11 protein-coding genes are annotated in these 19,406 nt (G+C 42.4%); all 11 read right to left on the bottom strand.

Translation table 11 applies throughout. From position 1 onward, the window contains the following. Positions 1 to 38 precede the first annotated feature (38 nt). The 11 genes from MED217_RS13075 to MED217_RS13030 all read right to left on the bottom strand — a co-directional run bounded on the left by MED217_RS13075 (position 39) and on the right by MED217_RS13030 (position 19,388). Entirely contained in the window at positions 39 to 731 is a 693-nt protein-coding gene (locus tag MED217_RS13075; RefSeq protein ID WP_009781011.1) for an SGNH/GDSL hydrolase family protein, read from the bottom strand. A gap of 4 nt (positions 732 to 735) precedes the next feature. Next, on the bottom strand, positions 736 to 3,051 hold the full coding sequence (locus tag MED217_RS13070; RefSeq protein ID WP_009781010.1) for a GH92 family glycosyl hydrolase: 2,316 nt from the start codon (positions 3,049 to 3,051) through the stop codon (positions 736 to 738). 20 nt (positions 3,052 to 3,071) lie between these two features. Continuing rightward, positions 3,072 to 5,363, bottom strand: a complete 2,292-nt coding sequence (locus MED217_RS13065; RefSeq protein WP_009781009.1) for a GH92 family glycosyl hydrolase — start codon at positions 5,361 to 5,363, stop codon at positions 3,072 to 3,074. Positions 5,364 to 5,396: 33 nt separating this feature from the next. After that, on the bottom strand, positions 5,397 to 7,568 hold the full coding sequence (locus MED217_RS13060) for a beta-L-arabinofuranosidase domain-containing protein (RefSeq protein WP_009781008.1): 2,172 nt from the start codon (positions 7,566 to 7,568) through the stop codon (positions 5,397 to 5,399). A 26-nt stretch (positions 7,569 to 7,594) separates the two neighbouring features. After that, on the bottom strand, positions 7,595 to 8,569 hold the full coding sequence (locus MED217_RS13055) for a glycoside hydrolase family 43 protein (protein WP_009781007.1): 975 nt from the start codon (positions 8,567 to 8,569) through the stop codon (positions 7,595 to 7,597). A 191-nt stretch (positions 8,570 to 8,760) separates the two neighbouring features. Then, positions 8,761 to 10,209, bottom strand: a complete 1,449-nt coding sequence (locus MED217_RS13050) for a Gfo/Idh/MocA family protein (protein WP_009781006.1) — start codon at positions 10,207 to 10,209, stop codon at positions 8,761 to 8,763. A gap of 211 nt (positions 10,210 to 10,420) precedes the next feature. Continuing rightward, on the bottom strand, positions 10,421 to 11,110 hold the full coding sequence (locus tag MED217_RS13045; protein WP_009781005.1) for a DUF3823 domain-containing protein: 690 nt from the start codon (positions 11,108 to 11,110) through the stop codon (positions 10,421 to 10,423). An 18-nt stretch (positions 11,111 to 11,128) separates the two neighbouring features. Further along, positions 11,129 to 13,009 carry a RagB/SusD family nutrient uptake outer membrane protein gene (locus MED217_RS13040; protein WP_040533594.1) on the bottom strand — a complete coding sequence of 627 codons (1,881 nt, stop codon included), beginning with the start codon at positions 13,007 to 13,009 and terminating at the stop codon, positions 11,129 to 11,131. Positions 13,010 to 13,022: 13 nt separating this feature from the next. Beyond that, positions 13,023 to 15,551, bottom strand: coding sequence for a SusC/RagA family TonB-linked outer membrane protein (locus MED217_RS13035; RefSeq protein WP_262494763.1), 2,529 nt, complete (start codon positions 15,549 to 15,551; stop codon positions 13,023 to 13,025). 18 nt (positions 15,552 to 15,569) lie between these two features. After that, positions 15,570 to 16,172, bottom strand: coding sequence for a carboxypeptidase-like regulatory domain-containing protein (locus tag MED217_RS19250; RefSeq protein ID WP_230199272.1), 603 nt, complete (start codon positions 16,170 to 16,172; stop codon positions 15,570 to 15,572). 711 nt (positions 16,173 to 16,883) lie between these two features. Further along, complete coding sequence (locus MED217_RS13030) at positions 16,884 to 19,388, bottom strand: glutaminase domain-containing protein (protein WP_154648944.1); 2,505 nt, start codon at positions 19,386 to 19,388, stop codon at positions 16,884 to 16,886. Positions 19,389 to 19,406 lie beyond the last annotated feature (18 nt).

Raw genomic sequence — 19,406 nt, 5'->3', positions numbered from 1 at the left:
ATCGAGCAGGCTTTGTTGTTTCAATTTATAGTTAAGCCTTAGCGCTTTAAAGCTTCTTTGATCGCTGCTAATGCCAACGGTTCCATCACTTTATAGCCTTCATCTGTAGGATGCACGCCATCATAAGAAAGTGCTTCCGGAAGACCGTTTGCTTCATTTACCATTTCAGAAAAATAATCCAGATATACCAGGCCTTTTCCTTTGGAGTAATACTTCAGCATCATATTCAGTTCTAAAATGGGACCTACGGAATCCACTTCAGGCTTCCACGGATATTTAGACGCAGGAAGAATAGAAGAAACAATAGGAACAATGCCATTTGCTTCTGCCAGTTCAACCATAGAAACCATATTGTCAAAAATCTGGGCTGTAGTCATCGGGCCGGTATTTCCGGCGATATCGTTGGTTCCGGCAAGGATCACTACCGCCACGGGATTTAGATCGATCACATCCTGTCTAAAACGCAACAGCATCTGAGGCGTGGTCTGACCGCTAATTCCGCGACCGATGAAGTTATTCTTGGTAAAGAAATCAGGATCGCTATTGACCCAACCTTCGGTAATGGAGTTACCCATAAAGACCACTCTGTTTTCTTTTGCATAGATTGAATCTACTTGTGCATTGGCTTCGGCATAGCGCTTTAAATTAGGCCAATCTTGTGCCGTTGACTTAAAAATACTACCCCAAACCATAAAAACTATACATACCGAAAGTTGGACAAATTTGCTCATAAACTTAGTTATAAAGATTCTTATTAGGTTTTCTACTCATATAAAAAGTAAGCGTTCCACCGTTCATAACCTGATCGTGCGTGATGAATGGCTCGGTAAGTTCTTGACCGTTCAATTCTACTTTACGCACGTATACATTCTTCTCAGACTGATTTTTAGCTTCAACCTTAAAGGTATTTCCGTTATCTAAGTTAAGCGTTGCTTCTTTAACCGCAGGGCTTCCTAAAGCATAATCTACAGATCCCGGCGCAACAGGATAAAATCCTAAACTGCTGAATAGATACCAGGCACTCATTTGACCAAAATCGTCATTACCACTCAACCCATCTGAACCGGTCATATATTTCTCTTTTAAGATCATTCTGATCTTGTCCTGTGCTTTGTAAGCATCGTCTGTCCAGTTGTACAAATAAGCCACGTGATGCGAAGGTTCGTTACCGTGTACATAGTTTCCAATGATTCCTTCACGCGAAATATCTTCGGTATTTTCAAAATACTTATCTGGCAATTCCATCGTAAATAACGAATCTAAGTGCGTACTGAATTTCTCTTTTCCGCCCATAAGATCGATCATTCCTGCAGGATCTTGAGGAACATAAAGACTATAATTCCAACTGTTTCCTTCAATAAACCCTTGACCGTGCGTGTTCAATGCGTCAAACTCTTTTTTAAAGCTTCCGTCACTCAATTTAGGACGCATAAATCCGATAGATTTATCGTACACGTTTTTCCAATACGTAGAACGCTCGATGAACTCTTTGTAGATTTCGTCACGACCTAATTTCTTAGCAGCTTGTGCAATCGCCCAGTCATCGTAGGCATATTCTAAAGTTTTAGATACCGAAGCACCACTTTTATCTTCAGGTACATAGCCCATATCGATATAGTCCCCAATACCGTCAAAATAACGAACGCGCGCCGTCTCCACACAAGCGTCTAAAGCAGCGTTTTGATCAAAATCAGCATTGCCTTTTACAATAGCATCTGCAATTACTGAAGCTGAATGATAACCGATCATACACCAGTTTTCATTAGCATAATGCGACCAGATAGGAAGCATATGATGTACACTTTGTTCCTGATGCACCATCATAGATTGCACCATATCCTGATTGCGTTGTGGCTGCAATACATTGAATAAGGGGTGCAACGCACGATACGTATCCCAAAGCGAAAAGCTGGTATAATTGGTAAAGCCATCGGCTTCGTGCACATTGCGATCAAGACCCATATATTTTCCGTCTACGTCCATATAAACGGTTGGACCTAAAAAGGCGTGATACATTGCGGTGTACAGATTTACTTTGTCAGATTCTTCTAAAGTTTCTACAGTAACTTTTTGCAATTCTTTATTCCAGGTGTCGCGCGCTTGTTGCTTTACAGCGTTAAAGTCCCAACCCGGAACTTCAGCTTCCATATTCTTTAGCGCACCTTCGGTACTTACCGGAGATAGCGCCATTTTAACCTGAATCGCTTCATTTGCTTCCGTATCAAAATCGAAATACAGTCGCAGGTCATTTCCTGCCATTTGTGGGAAATTATGCTCCTGATCAAAACGTCCCCAGAATCCGCGATATACTTGTCCGGGTTGTTTTTCCTGACCATAACTCTTAAAAGCTTTGCTGAAGGTCATCGCAAAGTACACCTTACGCGTACGCGCCCAACCGCTGGTTTGGCGATATCCGGTAATGGTAGAATCGTTCTCTACACGCACGATCGTCCACACATTCTTCTCATCATAATTGTAGATTCCTGATTTAAGATCGAGGATAATATGCGCTTGATCACTTTTTGGAAATGTGTATTGATGCACACCTACGCGTGTGGTGGCTGTCATTTCGGCTTTGATGCCGTAATCTTTTAGGTTAACGGCATAATATCCTGCTTCTGCTGTTTCTTCATCGTGAGAAAAGCGTGAGCGGTAACCGCTGTCGGGATTGGTCTCTGTTCCCGGATTGAGTTGTAGTTTTCCTACCGTTGGCATTACTAAAAAATCACCCAAATCAGAGTGACCGGTACCGCTAAAATGCGTGTGGCTAAATCCAACAATTGTTGAATCTTCATATTGATAACCGGCGCAGTATTTATAAACGTCGGGATTGTAGCGCCCGTTAACCGCATACGGAATGGTATCGGTATCGGGACTTAACTGAACGCTTCCAAAAGGTACAGTTGCACCGGGATAGGTGTGTCCCATTTTTGCAGTCCCGATCATCGGATCTACATATTTGGCAAGGTCTTCTTGTGCTTGGGTGTTAAAAACACCAGCCGCAAGTATACTTGCGACGGTGCATAAACCCTTTAGTGTAATTCGTGTCATGTATTTAAAGGTCTCTGTATTTATTCATTAGAAAGTGAATACGGGTACGCCGATTTTTTGGTTCCGCGTGATTTGTTTGGAGTTTCACTCATATCATAATCAATGGTCATTCCATCCATTATCGCCTTGTGGCTTAACCAGTTTTTATTATAGGTTTTACCATCGACTTTCATCGATTCAATATAGCGGTTTTCATCGCTATTTTTAGGTGCATTGATCACCAGCTCTTTTCCGTTTTCGAGCTTCAGCGTAAGCTTTTTAAATAAAGGAGCACCCAGAACATATTGATCTGTAGCAGGGGCAACAGGGTAGAAGCCCATTGCAGAGAATACATACCAAGCCGAAGTTTGCCCGTTGTCTTCGTCACCGCAATAACCATCTGGAGTTGCCATATACATTCTGTCCATCGTTTCACGCGCCCAGTATTGTGTTTTCCACGGAGCACCGGCATAGTTGTATAAATAGATCATATGCTGAATAGGCTGATTACCGTGTGCATACTGTCCCATATCTGCGATTTGCATTTCACGGATCTCGTGAATCACACCCCCATAAACGCTCTCGTCAAAAATAGGAGGCATAGAGAAAACCGAATCCAATTTCTTAACAAACTTTTCTTCGCCGCCAATCAAGTCGATAAGTCCCTGTACATCGTGAAATACAGACCAACTGTAATGCCAGCTGTTTCCTTCAGTGAATGGGTTACCCCATTTGAACGGGTTAAAGTCTTCTTGCCAGCTTCCGTCTTCATTCTTACCACGCATCAAGCCATAGCTAGGATCAAAAAGGTTCTTGTAGTTCATACTACGCTCTTTATAGATCTCGATCTCTTTTTTAGGTTTTCCGATAGCTTTTCCGAATTGATAAATAGCAAAATCATCATAGGCATATTCTAGCGTTCTTGCGGCGCTTTCATTGACGCCAACATCGTACGGTACGTAGCCCAATTTGTTGTAGTATGGCGCACCGGCACGACCTACAGCAGTCATAGGTCCTTCGTTATTCGCACCATTAACTAATGCTTCCCAAAGCGTTTCAGTATCATAACCTCTCAAGCCTTTAATGTATGCATCTGCAACTACAGAAGCCGAGTTATTACCTACCATGATATTGGCATATCCCGGGCTTGACCATTCTGGTAACCAGCCGCCTTCTTTAAAATCATTGGCAAGACCCGCTTGCATTTCTTTATTGATCGATGGGTAAGCCAGGTTTAAGAATGGGTAAAGCGCTCTAAACGTGTCCCAGAAACCGGTACCGGCAAACATATATCCGGGTAAGATTTCGCCAGTATATGGGCTCCAGTGTACGATCTCATCTTTAGCATTGATCTCGTAAAGTTTATTGGGGAAGAATAAGGTTCTGTACAAACACGAGTAAAACGTTCTTACCTGATCAATAGTCCCGCCACCTACATCGATGCGGCCTAGTTTTTCATTCCAAAGCGCTCGTGCATTTTGTTTGGTAGTTTCAAAATCGTTATCGCCAATTTCGCGCTCCAAATTCAATTCGGCTTGTTCAAAACTGATGAAAGAAGAAGCGACTTTAGCATTAACGACAGCACCATTTTTAGTGTCAAATCCTACGATCGCTCCGGCGTGATCAGCTGTCATTTCAGCTTGACCTTTTGCTAGGGTATCGCTTTGCCAAGTATTTACATCGCTAAAAGGTGTATCAAATTTGATGACAAAATAATTCTTGAAATTCGTAAGTCTACCACGTGCATATTTGGTCGTATATCCAATGATCTTATTTTCTTCAGGGATCACTTTTACATACGATCCTTTATCAAAAGGGTCGATCACTACATACGAACTGTCGGCCTTTGGAAATGTCATTTTAAATTGTGCAGCGCGCTCAGTCGGCGTAAGCTCAACCGTTACATCGTGATCTGCTAAGTACACTTTATAGTAGTATGGCGTAGATTCTTCCGCCTTATGCGAAAACCAGCTTGCGCGATCATCCTGATTAAATTTCATACCACCGGTAACGGGCATTAATGAAAATTGACCATAATCGTTCATCCAAGGAGAAGGCTGATGCGTCTGCTTGAAGCCACGAATTTTATTGGCGTTGTACGTATACGCCCAACCGTGTCCCATAGGTCCGGTTTGCGGTGTCCAGAGGTTCATTCCCCAAGGCACTGCTACTGCAGGATAGGTATTTCCGTTAGATAATCCAGGGCTTGAGTCGGTACCCATTAACGGGTTTACATAATCAACAGGGTTGTGCACCGTTTCTACCAGCGTTTCTTGTGCTTGCGTGGCAGTAAATAGCAATCCGGTACATAATCCCAAAAGTAATTTTCTCATAAGTGTGAATTTGCGATTAACAAGTTTAAAGGTTTATTTAGTAGGTTTCCAGGTGGTTGCAGCGTCGCCTTCTCCGATCACCGGAAAGGCACTGATGCGTAAACGCGCGGCACCCATAGGAATTAATTCAATAGTTTCAGCCGGTTCATCAGATTTTACAGGACTTGGCTGCAATTCCCCTGCAAGACCATATTGGTCAATCGTCCATTGCGGGATGCGCTTTCCTTTTGCTTTGATCACAATAGGTGCTGCATCAACCGTAAATGGATAATTATCTTCAGGCCACGATTTGGTTTCAATGGTGAACGAATCTTCAAGATGCTCTTTGTCTAAAATTAAGCCATAATTCCACGGCGAAGCCGGATGAATCTCAAAAGAAGGCCATTTTTCTACATCGGCATCTTTTTGCCATTTTGAATCCCAAACTGCAGTTTGCGAACTGTTTTTTGTGGGGTATTCCTCTTCTATTTTAAGCGAAAAGGTAAGCGGGCCATAATCAAGACTTACACTGTTGTTATTGGCTTCCCAGGTTCTTAAACCTAATTCCTTCGGAAGGGTCAACGTAACTTGGTCACCATCTTTCCATTCACGCTCAATACGTATATAAGTATTTGCTGAAGGGTTAGCATCAAGAGCTTCGCCATTTAAAGCTACCGAAGCTTGCTTAGCCCACGCCGGAATTCTAAAGTATAATGGAAACTCCACAGCCTCTGAAGTGTTTACGGTAAAGTCTAAACGTTCAGTAAACGGGTAGTTTGAGTTGTTAGTTACCGTCACTTCTTTACCATCGCTCACCTTTGCAGTAACCGAACCTGCTGCATAAAGAACAGCCGCAAGACCGTTATCTGGAGTTGCCATAAACAGATTTTCGGTAAAATAGGCCCAGCCTTGCCCGTGATTATGTTGACAGCATCTGGAGCTAAACGGGTTCATCATTAAAAACGGACCAGCATTCGCAATCCCCGGACTGTGATTGGCATCATCGTTTAATACCATATTGGGGCTGGTGATGTAGCGCAGCGATCTAAAATCAGGCATTAACGCAGCAGGGTAGGTGTTAAAAGCTACTTCTTCAGCGTGGTCTGCCCAGAAAATATCACCGGTAATACGCAGTAAATGCTCATCGCTATTCATTTGTTCTACCATTCCGCAGGTTTCAACACCTTGACGCGGATCGCTATAACCGGGACGTGCATTTTCATCAGCACCAAACATTCCGCCCGGAACCTGACCAAAATAATCTCTTATGATCTTAAAGTTGTCATAGGTAGCCTGCAAATCTGCTTCATTTCTGCTTAGCTGATAATATTGAGCCGGTTCTCTAAATCCTTGAGCAATATTTACATTATGCCAGTCTACCAATTTGCTAAACCAGTCCGGGAATTCCATCCCTTCACGGGTTTCTTTATGGTTGTGAATTTCGTCTAACGTATTGTCGCGCTTCGACCAATCTGCATTGGTACGGTGTAGTTTTTCGACTAAATCTAAAAGGAATTTATCTCCGGTACGGTTGTACAACCAGATCACGCTATAGAGGTTGTCACCACCGCGCAAGGTTTGCCAGTAGTGAACGCCAGACAGCATTTTATCATCAGGTACACTGTTTTGATACTTGAAGTATTTGGTCATCAAGTCGATTACACGCTCATCCTTTGTAGCTTCGTAATAGGATTGCAGGCAATACAGCATAATCATATTAGACCAGAAGTCTTGAGAACCGTCGCGATCAGAAAACATTTTTGGACCAAAATTCCCGTCTTCCCGCTGACTTTTAAGCGCAGCTTCAAACCAGATCTGTGATTCTTTGATCATAGAAGAATCTTGCAAAATATAGCCGGTATTGGCATAACCTTTTAACCAATAAGGGACTTCTTCCCAGCCCCAGGCACCGGTGCCATCGTCAGACAACCAGGCATTATCGTCTTTTTGTAACCAAGCGCTTATTTCGCCCAAATTACCCATAAGACCTTCTGCCTGACGCTGCAGGCTTTCTTTGAGCCAGCTTCCCGGTTTAATGGCACCTAGCGGAAGTTTAATCAAAGCACTTGGAGCAAGCGGTGCGCGGTTGCTCACATAATTGGTATTGGTCTGTGCTACCGAAGGTTTAGCTACGGTAGTAAGAGTCATTTCTTGTTTTGAAGCATCATCGCAGGAAAGAATCAACAAACAACTTGCGACAATGCCAAATACATTGCACTTTTTCATTATTAACTGTTTCTGGTGGTATCCGGTTAGTTGAGCGGGTGAGCCTCAACGCCTTCATTGGTGATCTTGACGGTTTTAATGCGACCGTCTTCATCAAAGTACATTTTATCAATGCAGGTTTCTCGTGAGTTCTGATCGGTCTCGTCTAAAGGTCTGCGGTGATAGACCATATAGTAATCGTCAGAATCTTTAGGGTGAATCACACTGTGATGCCCGGCACCTGTAGCGATCTCAGGATCTTGTTGAAGGATTTTATCTTCTCTTTTAAAGGGCCCAAAAGGAGAATCTGAAATGGCATAGGCCACGCTATAATCAGGACCGGTCCAGCCACCTTCAGACCACATGAAATAATATTTACCGTCTTTGATAAACATGAACGGACCTTCTACATAGCTTTCTGGCGTGATCTCTTTAAAGGTTGTGCCATCTTCAAAAGGAATGAAGCCGGTAAAATCATCATTTAATTTGGCGACGTTGCAATGTCTCCAACCTCCATAATACAGGTAATAAGAGCCATCTTTATCTTTAAACACGAATTGGTCAATAGGCTGCGCGCCATTATGAAATTTATCGATTAAGGGTTTACCCAAATGATCTTTGAACGGACCTTCTGGAGAGTCACTTACAGCAACGCCAATTCCGCCTAATTCCTCATCACTTTGAATATCGTTTGCACCAAAGAACAAATAATATTTATCGTCTTTTTTGATGATGGAAGGAGCCCACATCGCACGTTTGGCCCATTTGATCGCTGAAGTATCTAATATGCGTTCATGCTTTGTCCAATCGGTTAGATTGGGAGAAGAGAACACATCAAGAAAAACTTGTTTGTCATAAGGAGCCGAGTAAGTAGGGTAGATGTAGTAGGTGTCGTCAAAAATGATCCCTTCAGGATCTGCATACCAGCCTGGAAAAACAGGGTTGTTGTTAGCCACTTCCTTTTTTTGAGCACAGCTGGTGAAAAGTGCTGGAAGAAGCAAAAGTGTAAAGAGTTTTTTCATAATTGCAAATTGAGGTTTTAAATATAAGTATATCTTTCAGTAAAACGTTTTAGTTAACTAAAGAATTTTAATATTTTTTTAAGTTTCTACTTGAAAACAAAAAAAATCTACTTTCTAGACCCATTAATTGCATTATGGAATCGAGAAAGTAGATTCTGTTTTTAAAAATCAGCTTGTAAATTTAGCTTCATTTATAGCGTCCAACCTTCTCGGTAGTTACGCTTTACAAACTGATTTGCTTCTTCAAAATTAGTCACCCGCATATTCTTTGCGTCCCAAAGCATTTCGATATAGCGACCTGGATATTCCACATTACCATTCTCAAGTTCTTTGCGAATGTCAAAACCTCTGATAGCAAGATTTGCGATCAATAAAGTTTCTGTAAGTGGGCCTGCAACGCTAAAGGGCGAACTCACTTCTTTCTTACCATAACCGGCAAGAGCAGCTTCTACCCATTGCTTATAGTGACCGCCTGCACCGCCGGGTACACGCTCATATTTTTCTGCAACTTTAGTGCGTTCTGTTTTAGAAGTAGGCAATAACTGTGGATTTTCAGAATAGGTACCACACATCATTTTTCCTTTAGTTCCTACAAACAGCACACCGTTGCCTCCATCCCCAAATACTTCGTTAGGACCCAATTCTTCTGGACGGGTAGGTTGAATACCACCGTCCATCCAATGTAATTTAATATCGCCTTTGGTTTTATCAGTTTTTGGGAAGGTCATCGTTACGTGACTTGAAGGTGGGCAGCTCTCCGGGAAATAGCCGCGCTTGAATTCGTCTACATACACACTTCCTACACTACATTGTACGTCTTTAGGATATTTTAAATTAAGCACACGCACAGGAACTTCAACCAGATGACACCCCATATCACCTAGTGCGCCGGTACCGTAATCCCACCAGCCACGCCAGTTGAATGGTACTAAGCCACCTACATACTCTTTATAAGGAGCGGTACCCAACCAAAGATCCCAGTCTAATTCGCTAGGTACAGCTTCAGAAGTTTGTGGCCAAGGAATTCCTTGTGGCCATACGGGTCTGTCTGTCCAGCAATACACTTCTTCGATCTCACCGATCAAACCGGCATCAAACCACTCACTCATTAAACGTGTTCCGTTATTAGAAGCGCCTTGGTTTCCCATCTGCGTCACCACTTTGTATTTGTCTGCTGCTTCGGTAAGCTGGCGTGCTTCATAAATATCGTGAGTTAAGGGTTTTTGTACATAAACGTGCTTGCCCATTTCCATAGCGGCCATAGCTTGTACTGCGTGATTATGGTCTGGTGTAGAAACAGAAACCGCATCTATTTTATCGCCTTCTTTCTCTAGCATTTCGCGATAATCTTTGTAGTACTTCGCCTTAGGAAACCGTGCTCTTGAATTGGCTGCTCTGCGGTCATCAACATCACATAAAAATGCAATTTCAGCCAGGCCAGAATCGGCAAAACTTTTAATATCACTTTCTCCTTTTCCGCCTACACCTATACCGGCAACAACAAGTTTGTCACTAGGTGCAGTAAAGCCTACACCGCCTAATACGTGTCTGGGTACTATAGAAATACCTAAAGAAGCAATAGATGTTTTTTTGAGAAAATCTCTTCGTTTAGAAGAATGGGAATTCTGTTTTTCTTTCATGTTTCTGATGGTGTTAAGTGCGTTAAAGGTTCTCACTATGGAAATTTATAAACTTTTAAAAGAGAAACTATAACGTTTGAAGTAAAATTTAGGTTCAATATAGATAAAACGTTTTACTTAGCTTAGATTTTACTGAATTTTTTTTCTTCAAAAGAAAAGCCCGGCAACTACAATCACCGGACTTTTACTACAAATTCAACTAAAACGCTCTTTATAAATCTAATTTTTGAACCGGACTGAAGAGCATATCTTCAACGCCTGCTATTTTTAAGGCAATTCGGGCAAAAACGTATGGTTTGGAATACCCATCAGGTAAAGCTGTGCTTCCGTTAAGGGTCCCGTCACCTACGGTCATATCGCTCCATACCATGTGATAATCTCCATTGTTAGAGACTTGTTCGGTATCGTTGAGGTATAATCTGGCGAACTCGATATTACGCGCATCGGCACCCGTGATGATCTGCTCGTAACTTGCTGAAGCGTCGACCGCAGCAGTACCCGCATTAAAAGCTTCATTGCGCAACATATAATAGGGAAGTACTTCAATATCTAAATTGGTATTTCCGCGTAGCGAAATAAAGATCGTATCGCCCTGTTGCTCGTTTACTTCATAGGCTTTAAACGGTCCCTGACCATTGATGAATTTCAATTTGTAGTCTCCGTCAAAAAAGCGGCCACTAAACGAACCATCCAGATCTAGGTGAACATCTAAGGGGGCTAAAGCTCCAAAACCCGGCTGAAAAAGTTGAAAACGCACTTCGCGTGCACCCACTTCAATAGGTTCACCATTGTATACGATGTTTCCGGTAAAGAAGGATTCTGGCTCCTCATAATTGTCAATTTCGCAGGATGCAAAAAGCAATGCTATCGCTGCTAGGTATATATAATTTGTGATTTTCATAATCTTAGGCTTTTAAAATTATTGGTTAGGGTTTCTAACGATCAATGGGTTATTGTTTAAAATACCTGCTCCAATCTCTGAGTAGTAATTTCCAAACTGAAAGCGATCTGCCCCGGTTACTCGGTTTGGCTTCACAATTTTGTAGATATAGGTACCGTCGTTGGGTCCACCCGGATTGTAATATTTGTAGGGCCAAAGACCAAAGGGTTGCGTTAACCTCTTAGTTGCATCTCCAATGTTTTCAGTAATAGATGTAGCATCCATTGGAGTGCCATCAAGGACTTCGTGTGCAATTCTCCAGCGTTTTAAATCGAAGAAGTGTAGTCCTTCAAAAGCAAATTCTACAAAACGCTCGTGAGCGATACGATCAAAGGTTACCTCTGCGGCAGCCAGATCTGTAGTGATTCCTGCACGGCGACGTACCTGATTGAGATAGCCTGCAGCAACTTCATTTTGATTGAGTTCAAAAGCCGCTTCTGCAGCATTCAATAAAACTTCTGCATAGCGATAGCGAATGAACCACACGTCACTACGCGTCCCACGCTGTCCGGAGCCTGCTTTAGGGTCTTGGTATTTACGAATATAAAAACCGGTTTGTGCGGTAAATTCTAATCCGTCAATGGGACCGTCAAAACCTACAACCTGAATGTCATTGCCTAATACTTCTTTTTGTTGACCACGAGAATCTCCGCTTATGACCGTTCCGTCAGAAAGTTGAACACCTGCAAAAATATCTACCTCACGACCTTTAAAAGAAGCTCCAGGTACGATCACAGTACCCATAAGTCGCGCATCTCTATTGGCAAATAAAGCTTCTGGTGTATCGTAATGTATGGGATCTCCAGAAGCATCTTCTATGGGTAAAGGCGCATAGGTTCCATCTAAAGTTTCAAAAGACTGCACCAAACTCAGTGCCGGATTGATACGGCCACCTTCTTCTTCTTCGGCACCATATCGCGGTTGATTGGCAATCGTAAAGCCGTGGGTTTTCTGCGTTTGAAGCATAAAATCTTCTACAAAGATCGCTTCAGAATTATTAGACTTATCATAGAATAAGCTTGCAAAGTTTTCAGACAAATCTGGCTTTTTCTCATAAAGGGCATAGCTTCCTACTTCGCCATTGATGATAGCTTGGGCTGCATCTAAAGCTGTTGCATAATATTCATCTGCGCGAGAAGCGGGAATGCCAACCTCTCCACCGGGAAGTGAAACTTGTGGCGTGCTCGCACCATATTTTGCGATAGAGCCGGCGTATAATGCCGCTCTTGCTTTCATCGCCATGGCAGCCGCTTTAGTAGCGCGTGCTTTTATGCCTGAATCTCCGGGAAGATCTGCAACAATAGCATCTGCCTCACTAATTACAAAGTCATAAAGTGCAGCTTCGGTTTCCCTAGGGAACTGCAAATAGGTAGCGTCACCGCTAAAATCATAAGTCTGAGATTCTAAAATTAGCGGAACTCCTCCCATACGTTTTACCATCGTAAAATAATATGAGGCGCGCAAGAAGCGACCTTCAGCTGCAAAACGGGCTTTTTCTTCCGGGTCTAATTCTTCAGAAAGCTCAAGACGTTCTAAGAACAGGTTCATCTCTCTGATGTAGCCATAGTCCCAAGTGCCCCAATCGCCGTAGCCGTATCCGCCGTTCTGAAAGTACCAGTACCTTCCGGCTTCAGACCAGAATGCGACATTAAATTGCGCTAAGGATGACCAATCTTCTACTGTACCAAAATCATAATAGCGGTTGTAGAGGTCAGCCAGTACCGATATTACAAGATCGGGACTTCCAAAAGCCTGTTCCTGACTGAGAACATTGGTAGGCTCACGGTCTAAGAATTCGCTGTCTGAAGAGCAACTGCCCAACAGAAAGGGTATCATTAAAAAGTATATGTATTTTTTCATTGCGTGCATTTTTTTATAGTGAAACATTGACCCCAACATTGACGAATTTGTTCTGAGGATACTGCAACCCGTTATCGTCTGAGATTTCAGGATCAATGCCGTATTCTGCTACATTATCAATAGAGAAGAGGTTGTATCCGTTTACGTAGAATCGCGCTTTTTGTACGTTGATCTTGTCTAGGAAGGTTTTGGGTAATGAATATCCTAACTCAATCGTACGAGCTCTCAAGTAGGTCACGTTGTGTAACCAGAATGTAGAATTCTTGTTGTAGTTACTGTGTCCGCCATCGTTAAAGCGCAATGCAGGATATTTACCCGGAATCCACTCGCTGTTAGGATCAAAAGGATCTGCGCGTCTCCAACGGTCTAAGAAAATTTTATTTAAAGCACCGTTATTTTGATACGCCCATCGCTGCTCCCAGCTCTGGTTCCACGAGAATCCTGAAGCTCCTGAGAAGTCTGCTGTAAAGTCAAATCCTTTATAGGCTACATAAATGTTTAAACCGAAATTGATCAACGGGTTGTAGTTGTTATACCCAATAGGAGTCTCATCATACCCATCTATACGACCGTCACCATTTACATCCTCGTAAATCAAATCACCCGGTAATAGGGTGCTGTTTCCGCGACCGTCAATATCAACCGGATAATTGTCAATTTCTTCCTGAGACTGAAATTGTCCAACGGTAGTGTATCCCCAAAAGATCGTATTGTAACGGTCTTCAGAAGAGGCACGGTAACGTTGATACGAGTTGTCAAAACGAGGCTTATAAGACGATAAGAATTTACTTCTGGAGATCGAACCACTCGTGGTAACACTAAAAGAAACCTCGCCAACTTCATCTGAATAGGATAACGAACCATCAACACCATAGCGTGCATCAGAGTTTACGTTTTCATCCGGAAGTCCGTAGCCCAATTCATTAGGAATCAGAATATCGTATTTACGACCTCTCAAGCCGGTGCGTTTTCTGTAGAAATAATCAACGGTACCAGAGAGTTTACTTCCAAACATATAGAAGTCGGCACCTATGTCAAGAATTTTACTTTTAAACCAAGAGATGTTAGAAATAGGTTGTCCTTTGTCTCGCGCAGGAATCACCGCTTGCCCATCAAGAATCACCGGCGTTCCATTGTTTACGTTGTAGTTGTAACCGGGTAAATAATCAAAAGCACCAATTCCTACGTTATCATCTCCCAGTACCCCATAAGAACCACGGAATTTGAAGTTGTCCAGAATGCTTTCTTCACCGATAAGATCTTTAAAGAATTGCTCTTCGGTGATTCTCCAACCTACAGAAGCCGAGGGGAAATACCCAACGCGCTTGTCTGGAGCAAACTTCCAGGAAGCATCCCGTCTTGCAGAAAGTTCGAGGTAATATTTATCGCGGAAGTTATAATTGAATTGTCCAATATAGCCAATACGTGCTTCTTCAGAATCGCTGTCATCGTATTGATCCATATCAGAAAAATAGATCAGCGGAAGTGTATTGGTACTGGGTACTGCGTGGACATATTGTCCCAGATATCTGAATTCCTGACGTTCTGCGATAAACAACGCTCCAAAAGAGTGATCGCCAAAATCGCGTTTCCATTGTAGTTGACCTTGATAGGTGTTTCTAAATACTTTACGGGTTGCACGTTCTCTAAAGGGGTTAGTACTACCACCGGTTACGTTATACTCATCGGTATCGGGATTGTAAGTGAACGCTTCATACGTATACTCGTGACCATCTTGCAAACGGTCTGCGATGTAGTATGAGTAGGTTCCTTTTGCGGTTAAACCTTTAACTCCCGGGATTTGATATTCTGCAGTAAAATTGGCTTGCAACTGTCTCCAGTTTTCCTCATAATACCCACCGGTTTCAAAGTTGTGTAATGCCCAGTTGGTTTCATTATGCCCAATATCATTAAGATACTCCGGGTTGTCATTTGCGTAGGGACGCTCAAATGGACGGTTACGCAAAATAGCAAAGCGAGGTAACCAGTAATCGTCATAACCAGGAATCCCCGGGTTTCTGCGCGTCTCTACACGACCGTTTATTTGTACACCAATTTTGAGTCGGTCTGTGATGTTGGCGTCAATATTACTTTGAATGTTGGTACGCTTAAATGTAAATTCATCACCAAAAACCGCTTGCTGATTGAGGTGTGTTCCTGATACATAATAGTTGATGTTTTCAGAACCACCTGTAGCGCTGAGGTTGATGCTGGTGAGTGGTGCATTTCCTTTTACGATAAAGTCTTTCCAATTAAAGGATTGATAGCCGCGCTCTTCACCGATGCGGTATTTCTCTAATTCTTCAGGTGTGATTCCTGTAGAACCAAACTGATTTACTTCAGCTTCAGCTTTCCCCAGCATCCACTCATACGAATCGTTTACCGTTTCCGGGAAGCGAGACCAATTTTGCCATCCTGTATACGCATTGATGTTTATGGTATTTCGGCTTCCTTTTTTACCGCGTTTGGTCGTTACCACAACGACACCATTTGCCGCACGCACCCCATAAACCGCAGCAGAAGCATCTTTGAGCACGGTGATACTCTCAATGTCGTTGGGTTAGATGTTGTTGAACTGTCCTTCATCCTGTTGAATTCCGTCAATTACATAAAGAGGTGTTCCCATATTACGTATCTGGATAGATGCGCTTGCTCCGGGACGCCCGTCATTCATACGGAAACTTACTCCCGGAATTTTACCTGCGAGACCTGCACTTACGGTTGCTCCACCGTGTACTTTCTCCAGATCTTCGCTCGTGATGGTAGCGATAGAACCGGTGATCGACTTTTTATCTTGTGTAGAATACCCTGTTACCACAACCGCATCAAGGCCGGCAACGTCTTCTTCGAGTTGTACATCGATTTGCGTTTGCCCGTCTACCGGGATTTCTTTGGTTTTAAAACCAACATAACTAAAAACAAGTGTAGCGTCTGGTGCAGCGCTTATACTGTAGTTTCCGTCAAAATCTGTGGTGGTGCCTCGTGTGGTACCTTTTACTAAAATGGTAATATAGGGTAGTGGCCCCGAGGTTTCTCCGGCCGAGCTTACATTTCCTTCAATAGTGATGTTCTCCTGCGCATATATGTTTTGCAAGCACATAATACCAAGAACCAACATCAACAATGGATGCCATTTAATTGGGTTCAGTAGAAGTTTTTTCATTGAGTTTCATTTTTGTGAGAATTAGTTTGAATTGTTTCGGTTGTTAAAAAATTAAGATTCTGGTGTGTTACGATATCGATATCGTAAAGAGAGGACGAATGTAATAAAACGTTTTATCGCGACTGAAAAATAAAAGTATATTTTACGCTTAATAAGTAATATTGACGCAAATGGTAAGATTTAAGACAATTTGTAGTTACAAATGTTAACTAAATATATTTATAGTGTTTCATTTTGAAACTATAACGTTTGATGTAATGAGGATGTAGTTAATCTATTTCAAAGACCCTCTAATTTGTTTCAGGAGCCGATAAATTGTCTGAGATCGAGGTTGAATTGTTAATATTTTTAACAGAAAGTAGCGTTTTACCTTTATTATTGAAATATCACACAAAGTGAATCTTTCAATCTGCTTTAAGCGCTTTGTACAGCAACACGGTGTTTTTTAGTTCATAAGGTTATCTTTTGAAACTCTGAATTTTGAATAGGTTTTAGCTGCAATACGAGTACTTTCAAATGGGTTGATTTAACCTTCTGAAGGTGTGTAGAAGTTAGGTGCAACACAGGGATTATCATATGTGTTGAAAACCTTTTCTCGATAAAAGCTGCATAAAAAAAGCGGAGTTGGTGAGACTCCGCTTTACCCAAATGGGTGATGTTCCGGTTTTGATACCGCAACGCATAATTGCTTCAGGATTATTTTTAAATATACTATTTAGTTACTTCTTCGTCCTTCAGCATTTTAATAAAATAACCACCAACTACAGAACGTGCTTTAAAACCAACTTTATGCGCATCGGTGGTCTCGTGCCAGTCAGAAAGTGGTACGCGGTCTGGAGTTGTATTTGCAAAATCCCACACCGGGTCAATAAGTGCTTTAAAATCGGCTTCATCATCTGCTAAAGTTGCCGTCCACAAAATCCAATCAGATTTGGTGTAGGTTTTACGACTGTCTAATGGCAAACCGTAAGCTTCTTGTTTGGTCAAATAGTAGGCGATTTCGGTTTTATGCACGTCTTCAGCAAATACATTCAATCCTAAAATGTCGTCCCAAACCAAATTATACTTCTGGCTCCAGGTGCCTTCACTTTCAAAAGCTAAGGTATAGTGATCCCCGTCCCCAGCAATAGTTTGCCATTTACCGGCCATCTCTTTGGCGGCTTTGGTATATTTTTCAGCGGTTGCGCTATCTCCTAGCATCGCCGCAAGTTTACCATAAGAGGCAATTGCCATAATCGCTTTTACCGAAAGGTTTGCATTACGCGCCAAGTGCCCTGCAAAATCATCTGTTGAAAGTTGATTTGCCGGATCAAAACCACTTTGCATCAAGTAGTCTGCCCAGGTGGTTAAGGTTTCCCAATGTGCTTTGGCATAAGCTGCACTTCCTTCAACCTGAGCGATCGCCGCAGTGAGAATTAGCATATTCCCTGCTTCTTCAACAGGCATATCTTCACCATAGGTTTGTCCCAATGCAATTGGATACGTACCAATATCGTGAGCCGGAAAGGGTTTTTGCCATTTTCCGCTCTCGCTGTAATAGAAAATTCCGTTGAGCATCCCTTTTAGCAAATCAGGATTGTATACCAAAAACAAAGGTGCCGAAGGGTAGGTGACATCAACTGTGTTGATCGAACCATTACTGTTATTCTCTTTTGATAAAAACAGAATATCGCCATTAGGTGCTTCTACAAGAATATGGGCTGCAATCGCTTGGCGGTAGGCTGCAACACAAAGATCTGCATATTTTTCTCCGCCTGAAGCTAGAGCATCTTCATATAATTTTTGATCAAAAGTTTTTACTTTTTCAATAACATCTGCATAACTGGTATAGGCTTCGGTAAGTTCTTCATTCATTGTCGCACCGTCTTTGGACCACCAAGGTTTAAGAGCGGTTCCAAAATAATTCACAGCTTCAAGTTGATCATAACCGATCATAAATACTTGTTCTGTGCCTTCTTCGTCGATCTCACCAAGATCTGCAACAGTATTCAACATAAGATTCTTACCTGTGGCTTTTTCATCGGTGTCGTTTATAGCTCCTGAAACAAAAGCGTCAAGCCCTTGAGCAGCAGGAGTAACAAATTGTGTCAGATTTGTTGCAGGCGCTCCTACATATAAATACCCCCAATCTATGCGTAGGTCGTCTCCTTTTTTCTCAAGAACAGGTTGTGCAACTGAGCCGGCTTTCAGTATTGAAAGCGCTCCGTTTTTATATTCTGAAACTTCAACTTCCTGCACAGGTTGGTTGATCGCAATCGCCGAGGACGTACCTAGATATACTTTGGCTTTACGCGCTTCTTGCCCGGCAACTTTTACACTGATGTACGAAATAGGTCTGCTGTAGATCTCGAGATCTTCGATCAATAACGGAGAGGTGAAGGCCACGTTTACCTGAGTTCCGTCTGCATCAAAGGTATACTCCGTTTGATTCGCTCTAAAAGCAACGTCAAGTTGTTTAGCTTTTTTGATGACCTCATTAGATTTAGATTTTGCTTCGGTAACCAATCCCGCATCTAAAAATTGTCCGCCTGCGGTATTGCGAATGTGAATGGCCAGAACATTACCTTCGGTTTTCAGTGCTTGCATTGCTTCTTGTGAAACCGGAAGGTATTTATAGCTGTTTTGCCAGCCGTTGATATCTGCGATTTGAATTCCGTTGAGCCAAACCTTTACATTATCATCGTGATTGAGTTTTAAAAATAAAGATTCAAGGTCTGTGGTTTCCAGATCAAAGGTTCTGCGATAGTAAAGATCGGCCGTATTCCAAATGGTTTTTGCCATACTTTCATTTTCACTGAAAGGCGCTTCGCCTGTTTTCCAGGCAGAAGCATCGTAATCAGGATTGATCCAAGCTTCATCGGGTTCACTTTCGGAATAAGAAACGGAATAGGTTTCTTCGTCAGAAGCAGGAAGGATCGCGTCATAGGTTTTGCTTTCGCTTCCTAGAAACTGATAGAATTGGTCATCTAGCTGAAGCACTCCAAGAAGCGCGTGATCCCGTTCTGTCCAATGTTTGGTGGGGCTGCTGTTGAGTTCGTCTCCCATAGACCAAATGCTTAAATAAGGATCGTGTGTGATCAACGGGTAGGCCGGAGCTCTGAAAGAAGCACTTGCCTCACTTACAACGTTTTCGTTCTGTGTCGCGGTTTCTTGTTCTTTGCAAGAAAAGACAAAGAAGCATAGAAGCCCCAACATCAATAGATTGTTTCTGTTCATAAAGTTAATTTTAGGTAT

The organism is Leeuwenhoekiella blandensis MED217, assembly GCF_000152985.1.
GTDB lineage: Bacteria > Bacteroidota > Bacteroidia > Flavobacteriales > Flavobacteriaceae > Leeuwenhoekiella > Leeuwenhoekiella blandensis.
Note: the sequence above shows the minus strand (reverse complement) of the source record. Positions and strands in the feature narration are given on the sequence as shown.